The sequence below is a fragment of the Burkholderia sp. Ac-20353 genome, assembly GCF_017104785.1.
GTDB lineage: Bacteria > Pseudomonadota > Gammaproteobacteria > Burkholderiales > Burkholderiaceae > Burkholderia.
In genome coordinates this window covers 1-16250 of sequence record NZ_JAAGPL010000012.1, presented here as the reverse complement: position 1 = coordinate 16250, position 16250 = coordinate 1, and the positions used below count along the sequence as shown (strand labels likewise).

Annotated in this window: 12 protein-coding genes and 1 pseudogene; 12 read left to right on the top strand and 1 reads right to left on the bottom strand. The window is 62.6% G+C overall.

The genetic code is table 11. The features are described from left to right. The first annotated feature begins 412 nt into the window (after nucleotides 1–412). The 9 genes from G3N94_RS05710 to G3N94_RS05670 all read left to right on the top strand — a co-directional run bounded on the left by G3N94_RS05710 (nucleotide 413) and on the right by G3N94_RS05670 (nucleotide 12549). A complete protein-coding gene (locus G3N94_RS05710) occupies nucleotides 413–1645 on the top strand; it encodes a CoA transferase (RefSeq protein ID WP_205791132.1) in 1233 nt (410 codons plus the stop codon). Between the two features lie 601 nt (nucleotides 1646–2246). Continuing rightward, nucleotides 2247–3896 (top strand): AMP-binding protein, encoded by a 1650-nt coding sequence (locus G3N94_RS05705; RefSeq protein ID WP_205791131.1) that lies wholly within the window; start codon nucleotides 2247–2249, stop codon nucleotides 3894–3896. A 76-nt stretch (nucleotides 3897–3972) separates the two neighbouring features. Next, a complete protein-coding gene (locus G3N94_RS05700) occupies nucleotides 3973–5106 on the top strand; it encodes an acyl-CoA dehydrogenase family protein (protein WP_205791130.1) in 1134 nt (377 codons plus the stop codon). Nucleotides 5107–5132: 26 nt separating this feature from the next. After that, a complete protein-coding gene (locus G3N94_RS05695; protein WP_205791129.1) occupies nucleotides 5133–5900 on the top strand; it encodes an SDR family oxidoreductase in 768 nt (255 codons plus the stop codon). Between the two features lie 7 nt (nucleotides 5901–5907). Beyond that, a complete protein-coding gene (gene badI, locus G3N94_RS05690) occupies nucleotides 5908–6708 on the top strand; it encodes a 2-ketocyclohexanecarboxyl-CoA hydrolase (protein ID WP_205791128.1) in 801 nt (266 codons plus the stop codon). Next, a complete protein-coding gene (locus G3N94_RS05685; protein ID WP_205791127.1) occupies nucleotides 6705–7475 on the top strand; it encodes an enoyl-CoA hydratase-related protein in 771 nt (256 codons plus the stop codon). The genes badI and G3N94_RS05685 overlap by 4 nt, the downstream gene beginning before the upstream one ends. A 174-nt stretch (nucleotides 7476–7649) precedes the next feature. Further along, on the top strand, nucleotides 7650–9485 hold the full coding sequence (locus tag G3N94_RS05680; protein WP_241021617.1) for an acyl-CoA dehydrogenase: 1836 nt from the start codon (nucleotides 7650–7652) through the stop codon (nucleotides 9483–9485). 409 nt (nucleotides 9486–9894) lie between these two features. Continuing rightward, nucleotides 9895–11409 (top strand): acetyl-CoA hydrolase/transferase family protein, encoded by a 1515-nt coding sequence (locus tag G3N94_RS05675; protein ID WP_205791126.1) that lies wholly within the window; start codon nucleotides 9895–9897, stop codon nucleotides 11407–11409. 201 nt (nucleotides 11410–11610) lie between these two features. Further along, complete coding sequence (locus tag G3N94_RS05670) at nucleotides 11611–12549, top strand: LysR family transcriptional regulator (RefSeq protein ID WP_205791125.1); 939 nt, start codon at nucleotides 11611–11613, stop codon at nucleotides 12547–12549. Between the two features lie 78 nt (nucleotides 12550–12627). Here G3N94_RS05670 and G3N94_RS05665 read toward each other — a convergent pair whose 3' ends face one another. After that, complete coding sequence (locus tag G3N94_RS05665) at nucleotides 12628–13089, bottom strand: Lrp/AsnC family transcriptional regulator (protein ID WP_205791124.1); 462 nt, start codon at nucleotides 13087–13089, stop codon at nucleotides 12628–12630. 185 nt (nucleotides 13090–13274) lie between these two features. Between G3N94_RS05665 and G3N94_RS05660 the strand changes: the two genes are divergently transcribed. From G3N94_RS05660 to G3N94_RS05650, 3 genes and pseudogenes are all read left to right on the top strand, one after another. Further along, nucleotides 13275–14372, top strand: coding sequence for a branched-chain amino acid aminotransferase (locus tag G3N94_RS05660; protein WP_205791123.1), 1098 nt, complete (start codon nucleotides 13275–13277; stop codon nucleotides 14370–14372). A gap of 518 nt (nucleotides 14373–14890) precedes the next feature. Beyond that, nucleotides 14891–16012, top strand: coding sequence for a branched-chain amino acid ABC transporter substrate-binding protein (locus tag G3N94_RS05655; RefSeq protein ID WP_205791122.1), 1122 nt, complete (start codon nucleotides 14891–14893; stop codon nucleotides 16010–16012). 102 nt (nucleotides 16013–16114) lie between these two features. Further along, nucleotides 16115–16250: pseudogene (locus tag G3N94_RS05650) on the top strand (branched-chain amino acid ABC transporter permease LivH); the annotation flags it as partial.

Sequence of the window (16250 nt, the reverse complement as noted above, 5' to 3'; positions counted from 1 at the left end):
CCGACGTCTCGAGCGCCACGGTTTCGAAGCAACCCGTGACGCGCCGGGCGACCGGCCGCATCGGTACTCGACCTGCGCGGTTCGCCCGGCGGCCAGGTGTCCGCCCATGGTTGCCGCATTCTAGCGCACTCACAGCAACAATAGCATGATCATGATGTTTATTTTTGCAGATGCACTCGGGTAATCCAGATATATGCAGTTTAAATTTCAATGAGCCATAGTTCTCAAATCTACAATATGTAATGTACTTGACGTATATTTCGCGCATGACTAGCATCCTGGGCAGACGGTGGTGGCGCGCACGGCGAACCGGAACGACACGGCCGGTCCGTCGATCGTGACGGCGCCACCCCAACCGTCCACGCGGCCCGGATCGCGCGGCCACCCCTCATCGATTGCGTTCATACCTGCCATGGAAGCCACCGAAAGCATCTTTTCGACGCTGAGAGTCGTCGACTTCGCAAGCTACGTCGCGGGCCCTGCTGCCACGACCATCCTTTCCGATTTCGGCGCGACCGTCGTCAAGATCGAACCACCCGGCGCGGGCGACCCCTATCGCCATTTCTACAAGGCGCCGCCCAATCCGGCGAGCGACTACAACTATCCGTGGCAACTGACCAATCGCAACAAGCAAAGCCTCGCTCTGGATCTCAAGTCGCCGGATGCGCGAGACGTGGTGACCCGGCTGATCAAGTGGGCCGATGTCGTCGTCGTGAACTTCCCCCCGAGCGTCAAGGAGAAGCTCGGTCTCACGTATGAGGCGCTTTCCGCACTGAACGAGCGGCTCGTCTACGCCGATATCACCGGATACGGCGCGAACGGACCGGAAGCCAACAAACCCGGATTCGACGTCACCGCGTACTGGGCCCGCTCCGGGCTGATGGACATCACCCGGGACGGGAACAGTCCGCCTGCCGTTCCGGTTCCGGGCATCGGCGATCACGCGACCGCGTGCACGCTGTACTCGGCGATCGTGACGGGCCTGTATCGGCGCGAAAAGACCGGCAAGGGCAGCCACGTCACGACGTCGCTGATCGCCCAGGGTGCGTGGGCGTCCGCGATGTGGATCGAGGGCGGGTTGAGCGGCGCCCGGATCGATCGAGCGCTGACCCGCGAGGCGCCGCAAAACGCATTGTTCAATCCGTACCGGACCGCGGACGGTCGCTGGTTGATGCTCATCCTGCTGCAGGAGAAGGACTGGCAGGGGTTCGCGCAGGCCATGCAGCTGTCGTCCCTGTTGACGGATGCGCGATTCGCCGACAGCGACGCGCGCGCAAAAAATGCTGGCATCCTGGTCGGCCTGCTCGACCACGCATTCGCCCGGCATCCGCTCGCGTACTGGAAGGCGCTGTTCGACGAATGTCGTGTGGTCTACGGTGTCGCGCAGAACATGGAGGAGATCGTCGACGACGAGCAGATGTATGCGAACGATATCTTCGTGCCGCTGGTGGACCCGTGCGGCGATGCCAGCCACACCGTCAGCAGTCCGCTGCAGATTGCCGGTGTGAAGAAGGTCGCGCCGCGCAGGGCGCCTGATCTGGGTGAGCACAGTCGCAGCGTTCTGCGGCAACTAGGTTACGACGATCGCGAAATCGAGCGATTCATTGCCGACCGGGCGGTCGTGCAGGGCACGCCCGCACGCTGACCACCCGGGGCGCCCGCGTGCGCCGGTCGCCGCCACGGTGCGTCCCGACGCACGGCCCACGGTGGCGGCGACCGATTGCTCGACCTTTCCCATGGCGGTCCGACATTCGAGACACGAGGACCCTGGCGAAATCGTCGTACGCATCCCTGTTCGACATGCCTGTCCGGAATTCGTGGGCGGGCACCGTTCGCATCCTCGCTGCCAATGCCGGGCTTGCGGCAATCGCAGAAGCGTCACTTCCCCTTTCCCGCCTCGATTCCGGCGCGTCGTTGCGCCCGTCGTACTGCACGAGGCAGGCATCGGCACCAGAAGCGACATATACATGTCATTGATGATGGCGTTTGTGCACAGCAATACGCGAAAATAACCGGATCATCGTCGAAATACATATCAAGTACTTGACATATATAAGTGGGTGGACGACTATGTAATCGTCGCTACTCACTGCCGACCGGACAGCGTCGATGCACTACGGCCGAGGGCAGTGAAGTTGGACCTGATCCGCGGCGGAGACGTCGCCGCCGGAGCGAATACGCCGCGCGCGATCGACGATGGCCACGCGGTCGGCAGTTTCTTTGTGACGAGACCAAGAGAGCGAGACATGAGCAACAAGTTCGACGTGGGACTGGACAGGAATCCGGCCAACTACCAGGCGATGACACCCATCGTGTTGCTCGACCGTGCGGCCGACGTCTTCCCCGATCGCACCGCCGTCATCCACAAGAACCAGCGCTACACGTGGCGTGAATATGCGCAACGTTGCCGGAGTCTCGCCCGCGGCCTGATCGGCGCCGGCATTCAGCGCGGCGATACGGTCTCGATCCTTGCGACGAACGTGCCGGCCATGCTTGAAGCGCAGTTCGGCGTGCCGATGTCCGGGGGCGTGCTCAATTGCATCAACATCCGGCTCGATGCCGCCGGCATTGCGTTCATCCTGAAGCATTCGGAAACGCGTTTGCTATTCGTGGATCAGCCGTTCGCGGATGTTGCCCGTGAAGCCATCGCACTGGCCGGCATGCACATCGACGTCATCGATATTCGCGACGACGATGTCCCCGATACGGTGCCGGTCGGCGCAATCGAATACGAAGCCTTTCTGGCGCAGGCTCCAGGCGATGCGCAGGTTCTCTATCCGGACGACGAGTGGGATGCGATCGCGCTGAACTACACGTCGGGCACGACCGGCAATCCGAAAGGGGTCGTGTATCACCATCGCGGCGCGTACCTGAATGCACTCAGCGCAGTGATCTATGCCGGACTGAACGTCGGCACGCCCGTGTATCTCTGGACGCTGCCGCTCTTTCACTGCAACGGCTGGTGCTACGCGTGGGCACTGGCGGCAGTCGCCGGCACGCACGTCTGCCTGCGCAAGGTCGTGGTCGAGGACATCTACGACGCACTCGCGCGGCACGGCGTGACGCACTTCTGCGGGGCCCCGGCGGTGCTGAGCGCGCTGGTGGCCGGCAAGCCCGCCGACTGGACCCAACCTGCCGCGCCCATTTCGGTCGTTTGCGCCGGTGCATCGCCGCCCGTCGGCGTCATCAAGCAGACGGAAGCGCTCGGCTTCAAGGTGATCCACGTGTACGGCATGACCGAGCAGCACGGGGTCAACACGGTATGCGTATCGCAGGACGAGTGGAATGACTTGCCGCAGGACGAGCGACTTGCCCGGATGGGGCGCCAGGGTGTCCGTACCGCTGTCGCTGGCGAACTGATCGTCGCCGACCCGAAGACCTGCGAGTCGGTTCCCCACGATGGGAAGACGATGGGGGAAGTCATGTTCCGCGGCAATCTCGGTATGAAGGGCTATCTGAAGAATGCCGAGGCGACGCGGGAAGCCTTCGCGGGCGGATGGTACCGGACAGGGGACCTCGCGGTGCGCCACGCGGACGGCTATATCGAGATCAAGGATCGCTCGAAGGACGTCATCATTTCCGGCGGCGAAAACGTGTCCTCGATCGAGGTCGAAGAGGTGCTGTGCACGCACCCCGCGGTGATGAGCGTCGCCGTTGTGGCCGTGCCCGACGAGAAATGGGGCGAAGTGCCGTGCGCGATCATCGAACTGCACCCGGATCACGCCGGCCAGGTTACGCAGGACGACGTCATCCGCTTCTGCCGGGCGAAGCTCCCGGGCTTCAAGACGCCCAAGCACGTGATTTTCGAACCAATAATCAGGACTGCTACCGGGAAGATCCAGAAATTCGCGCTTCGCAAGCATGCCGCGGAAATCATTGCTGCGCGGCAGACGTGAAGCGCAACGCATAGGCGCGGGTCCCCGAATGTCGTGTCCGGACCCGGTTCATCACCTGACGATCAAGGATAGGAGCATGCACCTCAATCAGCAGCAATCGGCGTGGCAGGCTGCAGCACGGTCTTTTGCCGAGCGCGAAATCGCGCCGCTCTCCCGCGAGATGGACACGACCGATGTCTTTCCGACGGAGCTGTTCAGGAAGATCGGCGAAAGCGATTACTTCGGCTTGTCCCTGCCGGCCGAATATGGCGGCAAGGGCGCCGACATGGTGTCTGCCGCGTTCGCACTGGTCGAAATCTCGACAGCCAACGCGAGTGTCGGATTCACGCTCGATGCGCACTGGCTATCGGCCGAGACGATCCTGCATTTCGGTTCGGAAGAACAGAAGCGCAACTATCTTCCGAGAGCGGCGCGCGACATGCTGTGTGCGTTCGCACTGACCGAACCATCCGGCGGCTCGGATGCCGCCAGCATCCAGACGACGGCCGTGAAGGACGGCGACAGCTACGTCCTGAACGGCACCAAGACCTGGTGCACCAATTCGGCGGTCGCCGGTCTCGTCATCGTGATGGCGAAGACCGACCCGTCCGCCGGAGACAAAGGCATCTCCGCCTTCCTTGTCGAGACCGGCACGCCCGGATTCAAGGTCACCAGAAACGAAAACAAGATGGGCCTGCGCGGCGGCTCCGTCTCCTCCGAACTCTCGCTCGAAAACTGCAGGGTTCACGCAAGCTGCCTGCTCGGGAAGGAGGGCGATGGATTCCTGGTCGCGATGAAGGGCCTCGATATCGCGCGGATCTGCATCTCGGCCGTTGCCATCGGCACGGCCGAAGCCGCGTATCGATACGCGAAGGCGCATGCGAAGCAGCGCAAGGCGTTCGGTGCGCCGATCGCCAGCTTCCAGGGCGTCCAGTTCAAGGTTGCCGACATGGCAATCGGCATCCAGGCCGCCCGGCTGCTGTTGTTGCAGGTCGCCATGATGGCCGACGGCGGCATGAATCATCGGAAGGAGTCGGCGATTCTCAAGGTATTCGCGTCCGACCTTGCGATGCAGGCCGCTTCGGAGGCCGTCCAGATCTACGGCGGCAACGGCTACAGCAAGGACTATCCCGTCGAACAGCTGTTTCGCGACGCGAAGGTGCTCCAGATCGGCGAAGGCACCAACGAGGTCCTGCGCATGCTGATCGGCCGGATGGCCTTCGCCGAGTAACGACTATCAACCAAGGAGTATTGGAAATGCGCGGTCTCAAAGACAAAGTCGTCGTCATTACCGGCGCCGCAGGCGGTATCGGCAAAAGCCTCGTGCAGCGCTTCTGCGAAGAGGGCGCTCACGTCGTCGGCCTGGACCTGAGCCAGTCCGGCCTCGACGATCTGAAGAAAGGACTCGATCAACACGCGGAGCGTCTCACGCTGTTGCCGCTGGACATCACCGACCATGCCGCCGTCGTGCGCACGATCAAGCAGGTGCATGGCGATCTGAAGCGGATCGACGCACTCGTCAACAACGCGGGCTGGGACGTCGCGATGCCGTTCCTGGAGACGACCCCCGATTTCTGGAACAAGGTTGTCTCGATCAACCTGATGGGGCCGCTGAATCTCCATCACGCCGTGCTGCCGATCATGGTGGAGCAGGGGGGCGGCAAGATCGTCAACATCGCATCGGATGCCGGCCGCGTCGGGTCGTCGGGCGAGTCGGTCTACTCGGCGTGCAAGGGCGGCATCACGTCCTTCAGCAAGACCGTGGCACGCGAGTGCGCACGCCAGAACGTGCGCGTGAACGTCGTCTGCCCGGGGCCGACCGATACGGCGCTCCTGCGCTCGTTCATGGGCGAAGGCGAATTCGGTCAGAAGGTCTACGACGGGTTGCTGCGCGCGATCCCGTTGAAGCGTCTCGGCCAGCCGGCCGACATCCCCGGCATCGTCGCGTTCCTCACGAGCGATGACGCCGATTTCATCACCGGACAGGTCATTTCCGTCTCCGGTGGCTTGACCATGCATGGGTGATACGAACATGAGCGACTATACCGATATCCTGTACGAAGCCAAGGCGGGCGTCGCCCGCATCACGATCAACCGCCCTGACAAGTACAACGCATTTCGCGGCAAGACCTGCGACGAACTCATCGACGCGATCCAGCGCGCCGGCTGGGACAAGTCGATCGGCGTGATCGTCCTGACTGGCGCGGGCGAGAAAGCGTTCTGTACCGGTGGCGACCAGTCGGCCCATGACGGCGGCTACGACGGTCGCGGCATCATCGGCCTGCCGGTGGAGGAACTGCAGGGCGTCATTCGCGACGTTCCGAAGCCGGTGATCGCACGCGTGAACGGCTACGCGATCGGCGGCGGGAACGTGCTTGTCACGTGCTGCGACCTCGCGATCGCAGCGGAATCCGCCCAGCTGGGGCAGGTCGGCCCGAAGGTCGGCTCGGTCGATCCCGGCTTCGGAACGGCATTCCTGGCACGCGTCGTCGGCGAGAAGAAGGCGCGCGAAATCTGGTTCCTGTGCCGACGCTATACCGCGCAACAAGCGCTCGCGATGGGACTCGTCAACGCAGTCGTGCCGATGAACGAACTGGATGCCGAGGTCGAACGCTGGTGCCAGGAAATTCTCCAGCTTAGCCCGACGGCGATTGCGATTGCGAAGCGGTCGTTCAATGCCGACTCCGATTCGATCCGCGGGATTGGCGGGCTCGGGATGCAGGCGCTGGCACTTTACTACGGCACCCCCGAATCGCACGAAGGCGTCGCGGCATTCATGGAAAAGCGCAAGCCGCGCTTCCGCCCGGCACCTGACGAAGGTTCCGAAGCATGAGCGTCACACTGGAGCATCACGGCGATATCGCAGTCATCACGCTGGACCGACCGCAGGCGATGAACGCGCTGAACGCCGACATGATCGAGCGGATCGGTGCACTGATCGAGGAGGCGGCCGCGTCAGCGCCGCGTGCGCTGTTGTTCAAGGGGGCAGGCGGCAAGGCATTTTGCGCCGGTGCGGACATCAAGGAATTGCTGGATCGAAGCACGAGTGCTCATCGTTCCGCTGCCCGGACCGGTCAATGCACGTTCGCGAAGCTCGATCAGTTGCCCTTTCCGTCGCTGGCCGTGATTCAGGGCGTCGCACTGGGTGGCGGGCTCGAGCTCGCCATGGCCTGCACGTTCCGGATCGCGACGACGGGCACGCGGTTCGGTCTGCCGGAGATCAAGCTCGGTCTAATTCCGGGTTACGGGGGCACGCAGCGCCTGCCTGCGCTGGTCGGCAAATCGCACGCGCTCGAGATGATCGCGAGCGGTCGACTGATCGGCACGGAGGAGGCGGAACGTATCGGCCTCGTCAATCAGGTAGTCGATGCTGGAGATCCGGTCGAGTTGGGGGTGCGCTTCCTCGATGGACTGGGTAACCGCTTCCCGGCCGCGTTGCGCTTGGCCAAAACGGCGGTGGAGAAAGCACTGACCGTTTCGCTCGAAGACGGTTTGCGACTCGAAGCCGATCTGTTCGTTGCCGCAACCCAGACGTCGGACGCGAGCGAAGGCATGCAAGCGTTCCTCGAAAAGCGCAAGCCCGCCTTTACCGGCACCTGATGCGCCACCCGATCCGCGCATCCTGCGCGGGTTCGACCCGACGGTCTCGACGTGTTCGGGCGCCGTCCGGCCGCCCCGGGATCGATCGGTGCGTCGCCGTTACCGGACCGGTCACGCTTGGCATGCGGGCGACGCGCGAGCATCCCGGTTCAACCGGACGCCGCACGACGATGGATGCGCAATACAGACGAAGTCGCTCTCAGGAGACACTCAATGAACCAATACCTGGCTCCGATTCAGGACATTCAGTTTGCCCTACAGGAACTTGCCGACCTGCACGGCATTGCAGCGCTTCCGGGATACGAGGAAGCGACGCCCGACGTCGTGAACGCCATTCTCGAAGAAGCCGGTGCCTTCGCCGCCGAGGTGATCTCGCCGATCAATCGGACGGGCGACCTCGAAGGCGCGCGTCTCGAGAGTGGCCATCCCAGGATGCCGGCAGGGTGGAAGGACGCGTACGCTCAGTTCGTCCGCGGCGGATGGAACGGGTTGTCGGTTCCCGCTGCGCTGGGCGGCCAGAATCTTCCACGCGTCGTGGCGGCTGCCGTGGACGAGATGTGGAACGGCGCCAGCGTCGCATTCGCACTGCTGCCGATGCTCACGCGTGGTGCGATCAACGTGCTCGAGCACGCTGGATCGGCGCAATTGAAACAGAAGTTCCTGCCGCGCATGGTGACCGGCGAATGGACGGGCACGATGGTCCTCACCGAGCCCCAGGCGGGTTCGGATCTGTCCGCCGTGCGCACGGCGGCGCGACCGGCCGGGGACGGCACCTATCGGTTGTCCGGCACGAAGATCTTCATCACATACGGCGATCATGACCTTGCCGAGAATGTGGTTCATCTGGTGCTCGCTCGCGTGGACGGCGCGCCCGCCGGAACCCGGGGGATCTCGCTGTTCGCCGTCCCGAAGCGTCTCGTGAACGACGACGGCACCCTAGGCGCTTTCAACGACGTGAAATGCGTGTCGCTCGAGCGCAAGCTCGGCCTTCATGCGACGCCGACCTGTGTCCTGGCGTTTGGAGACGACGCCGGCGCCGTGGGTTATCTGGTCGGTGAGGAAAACCACGGCCTCGAGAACATGTTCATCATGATGAACGGCGCGCGGTTCGCGGTCGGCCTCGAAGGCATCGGCCTGGGCGAACGCGCGTACCAGCTGGCGCGCGATTACGCGCGAGAACGTGTGCAGGGTGTCGAGACCGGGTCCGGGTCCGGCACCAAGGTGCCGATCATTCGGCACCCGGACGTCCGGCGCATGCTGATGAGCATGAAGGCGCGCGTCGAAGCGATGCGGACCCTGGGCCTCGTCATCGCGGCCAGCATGGACAAGGGGGAAACGCATCCGGATCGCGCCGAGCGGATCTCGCATCAGGCGTTCGTCGACCTGATGATGCCGATCGCCAAAGGCTGGTTCACCGAGGCCGGATTGAATATCGCGTCGATGGGCATTCAGGTGCACGGTGGAACCGGCTTCATCGAGGAGACGGGGGCCGCGCAGTTCTTGCGGGATGCACGGATCACGACGATCTACGAAGGCACGACCGGAATCCAGGCGATGGATCTCGTCGGGCGTAAGATCGGTCGCGACGGTGCCGAGACGATTCGGACGGTGATCCGGTCCATGGAAGAGGCGCAAGCTGCGTTGGAAAGTGCTGATCATGCGGACCTCCGTGCAATCGGCGCGCAGCTTCGTCGGGGCATCGGCGATCTGTCCCGTGCCGTCGATTTCCTGGCCGACACCTACGCGGAAACGCCCAAGCGCGCGCTTGCAGTTTCCGTGCCGTTTCTCGACCTGCTCGGCACCGTGGCATGCGGATGGCAGATGGGGCGCGCTGCCCTGGCCGCCCATCGTCTTCTGCAACGCAACGCCGAAGACGCGACTTTCCTCGAAAGCAAGATCGCGACGAGTCGCTTCTACGCCGAACACGTGCTGCCGCTGTCGGCATCCCACAGTCATACGGTCGTTCATGGCGCCGATGCCGCGCTGGAAATGGTCGAGGACGCATTCTGACGCGACCTTCGCGGTGCAGAGGCGAATCCCGTTTGCAAGCGACGCGACGCACTGCTCGATGCCGTTGATCTGCATCGAGCAGTGCCGCGCAGTTGCGACACCTTCTCTCGATCAATCGTCCATTTTTCGATGCTGACGAACACATCGATCTGCAAGTCGATTGTTACGAAAAGCTGTGCATGGTTTTCTCGAATTCGACATGGAATGCGGCAGCGGCCTGATCCATCATGACGCTCTTGCGAATCATTGGTCCCGCTTAATGGCATCCAATGCATCGCATGACGAACGAATATGGACAGCCATCCTGGCTGCCGGACACGTGGTCAATCGAACTCCGGAGAGTCGGTCAAGCAGCCGGCCGGAAGCTTAAGCGTTCGCTGACTGCGGAATCAGATTCAGGAGAGAGACGATGGAGATGGAACGGATTCGCTGCGACCGATTGCGCAGCCGGGTAACGACGGCAGAGGAGGCCGCCGCGCTGATCAGAGATGGGATGACCATCGGCATGAGCGGTTTCGGATATGCGGGTGATTGCAAGCGCGTGCCGTTCGCCCTGGCTAAGCGTGCCGCGCGCGAAGCAACGCGGGTGACGCTCATCACCAGCGCCTCGCTCGGACACGATATCGACAAGGTGCTGGCCGACGCGAACGTCACGACCCGCCGGATGCCGTTCCAGTCGGATGGAACGCTGCGTCGAAAGATCAACGCCGGGACGGTGATGTATATCGACCAGCACCTGTCCGAAATGGTCGAACAGTTGCGCGGGAAATACATGGGGCCGATGGACGTCGCCGTCATCGAAGCCACGGCCATTACCGAGAGCGGCGGTATCGTGCCGACCACGTCGGTAGGGGCGTCGGCCGACTTCGCGACGATGGCGAAGCGCGTGATCGTGGAGATCAACCTGAACATGCCGATGGCGCTGGAAGGGCTTCATGACGTATACGTTCCGCTCGATCGTCCGCATCGTATGCCGATTCCGCTGATCGCGCCGGAGCAGCGCGTCGGTTTGCCCTTCATCCAGGTCGATCCTGAGAAGATCGCGGCGATCGTCTTCACGCAGGTGAGCGATGCGCCGACGACCCTGCTGCCGTCCGACAAGGACACGCAGGATATTGCGCGTCACCTCAACGAATTTCTGGCCCATGAAGTCCGCACAGGCCGTCTCGCACCGTCATTGCAGCCTTTGCAGGTGGGGGTCGGCACGATTTCCAATGCGGTACTGAACGAAATGGTCGAATCGCCGTTCAGCGATCTTCGGATGTATTCCGAGATCCTGCAGGACAGCACGATCGCGTTGCTCGACTCGGGACGCTTGCGGTTTGCATCGGCATGCGCGATCGCGCTGTCGGAATCGGTCCAGCAGCGCTTCCTGGCCGAGATCGAGCGATACAAGTCACGTCTGGTTCTGAGACCGCAGGAGATCAGCAACCACCCCGAAGTGATCCGTCGGCTCGGCGTGATTGCGATCAACACCGCACTGGAATGCGACATCTACGGCAACGTGAATTCGACCCACGTGGGCGGCACGCACGTGATGAACGGTATCGGTGGATCGGGCGATTTCGCCCGTAACGCGCACTTGTCGGTGTTCGTGACCAAGTCGATCGCGAAGGACGGCGATATCTCGAGCATCGTGCCGATGGTGTCGCACGTCGACCATACCGAACACGATGTCGACGTCATCGTGACGGAGCATGGTCTGGCTGACCTGCGTGGCCTGGCACCGCGCGAGCGCGCAGTGCAGATCATCGAAAACTGCGCGGATCCGCTCTATCGGGACGCACTGCGCGACTACGTGAAGCGTGCCGGCGCAATGGGCGGACAAACGCCGCATGTCCTCGAAGAGGCGCTCGCCTGGCATGTGCATTATCGTGACGGTCGCACGATGCGAACGGTCCTCGCCGCGGATTGCGCGTCGTGACGGAGTCCGATACCAAAGCGCATCGTGCCATGGGCCGGGCATCGGATCGATCGTTTCCGGTGTCGAGCGTCGACTGTATCGCGCCCGCTGCCGATCAATGCGTTCGTCGCGCGTTTTCGCGATCCGGCGCGCGCGCGTTGAACCAGGAGCAAGGGCGAATCGGCTCACGACGCGAGCGGCCAGCAGCACCTGGAAGCCTACATGGACACACTTCAAAACATGCGCGTGTTCGTGCGCGTCGCCGAATCAGGGAGCTTCACTGCTGCGGCATTGAGTCTCGACTTTACGGTCGCGTATACCTCTCGCGCGATTTCCGACCTCGAGCGGCGCCTTCGGGCTCGACTCCTGAACAGGACCACGCGTCGTATGGCACTAACGGAAGCCGGCGAGCGATATTTCCACCATTGCTTGCAGATTCTCGCGCAGGTCGATCAGGCGGAGGCCGAGGTCGGGAAGGCACATGCGCGTCCGTCAGGTAAGCTGCGCGTGCGGGCGCCCGTCGGATTTGGACAACACTACGTGATCAAGGCGATCGGTGGGTATCAGCGCCTGTTTCCGGAGGTGCGGATTCAACTGACGCTCGCCCACGGCTCACTGGATCTGATCGACGAAGGCTATGACATGGCGATCGTCGTTGCCGTGGCGTTGTCCGACTCGGCGTTGATTTCACAGAGAATCGGCGCCGCATTCAGCATTGCGTGCGCGGCGCCGGCATACCTCGATGCCCATGGGATCCCGCGAGATCCGGATGATCTAGTGGAGCATGCCTGCGTCCACCTGAATACGCCGGAGTTTCCGATGAACACCTGGACGTTCGATGGACCCGACGAGCAGAAGTCAGTTCGGCTGCGGCCGGCAATGCTGGAAGTCAATACGCCGGAGGCGCTTGCCGCATGCGTCCGGGAGGGGCTCGGGGTCGGCCTGATTCCGATCTATTCGGCGATTGAAGGACTGCGTAATGGGGAACTGGGCTGGGTACTGCCGGAATACAAGTCCCAACAGATGGGGTTGTACGCGATGTATCCGTCCCGGCAATATGTCGACGCGAAGATTCGTACCTGGGTCGACTATTTGAAGGACACGATACCGTCCATCATGGCGGCCGACCAGGAGGCCGCGCGCAGCTTCGCTCGCGGCTGATCGGTTTCTGTCCGGATGCCACCCCGCCGATCGCGCGCATTCGTCGATCCACCGTGCGCGCGTCGTGTCGACAGGAAATCAGATCGGCAGCGAAGAGGTGAGCTTGATCTGCTGAATCGGAATCTCGGTCTTCACGCTCTGCACACCCTTGATGCGTGTCAGATGATCGATCTGGAGCTGACGGTATGCGTCGAGGTCGGCCGCGACGACGCGAAGCAGGAAGTCGCAATCGCCTGCCATCAGATGGCATTCGACGATCTGCGGGTGCTTTTGTATTTCGGTGGTGAAGTGGTTGACCGTTTTGGCATCCTGACTCGTCAGCCAGATGCGGACAAAGACCGTCAAGCCTGCGCCGACCTTCCTTGCGTTGAGGAGCGCAACGTATCGCTCGATGACACCGGATTCCTCAAGAATGCGCACACGTCGCAAGCACGGCGACGGAGACAATCCCACCGCGTCAGCCAGTTCGACGTTCTGAATACGTCCGTCCTCCTGCAGTTTCCGGAGAATGCTGCGATCGATTTCGTCTAGATTTTCCATGATCGGGGTGTCTCGTCTTTGAGGGTGGCATTCACTGCCACTTCAAGTTGGGTTATGAATGCTTTTATGCCAAACAGGCTGAATAATAAGGCATAAACGCAACCAAACGCTCTTTTTTTTGGGATAGAGTATCAGCTCCAATGAATGGCGGGGTGAACCCGCTGCAAACGAAGGAGCGGACAGAGATGAACACCACCGGCATGCAGACATTCCAGTTCGAACGCAACCCCAGCCCGGTCGAAGCCGACCAGCGCGCTGCATTGCTCGAGAATCCCGGTTTCGGGCGGGTGTTCACGGACCACATGGCGACGATCCGGTATTCGGAAGCGCGTGGCTGGCATGACGCCAAGATCGGTCCGCGTGGTCCGTTCAGCCTGGACCCGGCAACGCTGGTGCTTCACTACGCGCAAGAGATCTTCGAAGGCATGAAGGCCTATCGGTTGCCTGACGGCGGTGCCACGCTATTCCGTCCCGACGCGAACGCCAGACGCTTTCGCAATTCCGCCGAACGGCTTGCGATGCCGTTGCTGCCCGAGGCGCTGTTCGTCGAATCGGTTCGTGAACTCGTCCGTGTCGACAGGGAATGGATCCCGTCGACCGAAGGCTCGGCACTGTATCTCCGCCCGTTCATGATCGCGACCGAGGCCGTGCTCGGCATGAAGCCGTCGCCCGAATATCTGTACTGCGTCGTGGCGACGCCTGTCGGCGGGTACTTCAAGGGCGGCGCGTCGGCTGTCACGCTCTGGGTGTCCGAAAACTACACGCGGGCGGCGCCCGGCGGCACCGGCGACGCGAAATGTGGCGGGAACTATGCGGCGAGCCTCGCCGCGCAGGCGGAAGCCATTCGCGAAGGGTGTGACCAGGTGGTATTCCTCGATGCGGTCGAGCGACGCTGGATCGAGGAACTCGGTGGCATGAACGTTTTCTTCGTGTTCGACGACGGCTCGATCCAGACGCCGCCGCTGACCGGCACGATCCTGCCGGGCATCACGCGCGCGTCGCTGATCACGCTTGCCCGGGATCTCGGCGTCACCGTGCGCGAGGAACCGTATGCAATCGACCAGTGGCAGGCTGACGCGAAGAGCGGGCGCCTCGTGGAGGCGTTTGCGTGCGGAACGGCGGCTGTCGTCACGTCGATCGGCAAGGTGAAAGGTCGCAGCCACGAGTTCACGATCGGGGATGGCACGGGTGGCCCGGTCACCGCGCGTCTCAAGGCTGCATTGCTCGACATTCAGAACGGCCGCGCGGCGGACCACCACAACTGGCTGGATCGCCTGTTCTGAACGATGCGTCGTACGTGCCGCGCAGAATGCCAGGATCCTTCATGAAGATGCCTGGATCCGGGCATCACCGCGGCGGCAAGCGAAGCGGTCGACCTCGTCGGACGTAACGTGATGCTCAATCCATCGCACGCAACTGTGCACCTGCTTGCGGTCGAATCATGATTTGACGCGCTCCCCCGAGTGCGTGGATGCGTTGCGTGTGGGGCACGGTGCCGGGTCACGGCACCAGCCTGCTACGCGAGGCCGGTGTCCGGCAGGTTTGCGTCCGCGTGACCGGCGTTGGGCACCCGACATGGTTTCGACGAGGTGACGTGGCGGTCGATGCCGATATCGGGTGTCGGGATGCGGGCGACTGACGCCTACGCCTGTGCATTTCCTGAGGCCACGGATCGTTCGGATCGCTCGGTACGCTCATTTCGGCAATTGCGCAGTCGCGCCAGATTCCCCTCCGGAGCGACGGTTTCGGCGAGCATGCACATGCTCGCCGTCTCGTCGCGATATTTCATTTCGAACCTATCATGAAGCCTTCTTTCTCTTTCTATCCTGTTGCTGTCGCGACTGCGCTGGCCCTTTGCGGCTCCTACGCGCAAGCGGAAACCCTGAAGATCGCCATTGCCGGTCCGATGAGCGGCTCGGTCGCGCAATACGGCGACATGGTGAAGGCCGGCGCGCTGACCGCGATCGAACAGATCAACGCGGCAGGCGGTGCGGGCGGCAACAAGTTTGAAGTCGTGATGATGGACGACGCATGCGAACCGAAGCAGGCCGTCGCCGTAGCCAACAAGATCGTCAGCCAGAAGATCAAGTACGTGATCGGCCATCTTTGCTCGGGTGCAACGATTCCCGCATCTGACATCTACGAGAACGAAGGCATCGTGATGGTCACGCCGTCGGCCACCGCGCCGCAGCTGACCGAAGGCAAGAAGCGCCACTTCATCTTCCGCACGATCGGCCGCGACGACCAGCAAGGCCCAGCCGCCGCGAAGTACATCATCAACCACGTGAAGCCGAAGAAGGTCGCGGTGCTGCACGACAAGCAGTCGTACGGCCAGGGCATCGCGTCGTCGGTGAAGAAGGACCTCGAAGCCGCGAAGATCCCGGTCGTGCTGTTCGAAGGCATCAACGCCGGCGATTCCGACTACTCGGCGATCGTCACGAAGCTGAAATCGCAAGGCGTCGACTTCGTCTACTTCGGCGGCTACCACCCGGAAATGGGCCTGCTGATGCGCCAGGCGCGCGAGCAGGGCGTGAAGGCCACGTTCATGGGGCCTGAAGGCGTCGGCAACAAGGACGTGACGGCGATCGCCGGCCCGGCTTCGGAAGGCATGCTGGTCACGCTGCCGGCCGACTTCTCGGCCGACCCGGCCAACGCAGGCCTCGTGAAGGCCTTCTCGGACAGGAAGCGCGACCCGAACGGCCCGTTCCAGATGCCGTCGTACGCAGCGGTGAAGATCATCGCCGACTCGATCGCGGGAGCGAAGACGACCGACCCGTCGAAGGTCGCCGCGTACATGCACAAGACGACGTTCGACACGCCGATCGGCAAGGTCGCGTATGACGCACAGGGCGACCTGAAGGCGTTCAAGTTCGTCGTCTACACGTGGCACAAGGACGCGACGAAGAGCATCGCCTCGAACTGACCGCCGTATCTGCCCGCACATCCGCCCCGCCCGCGTACCGGGCGGGGCGCTTTGTATCGCTGATGTGATCGAGTGCCCTTGCGGCCGACTAGAGCGACTTCCATGACAGAATTCTTTCCGCAATTCGCCCAGCAGCTGGTCAACGGCCTGACGCTGGGCGCGATCTATGCGTTGATCGCCATCGGCTACTCGATGGTCTACGGGATCATCGGCATGATCAACTTCGCCCACGGCGAGA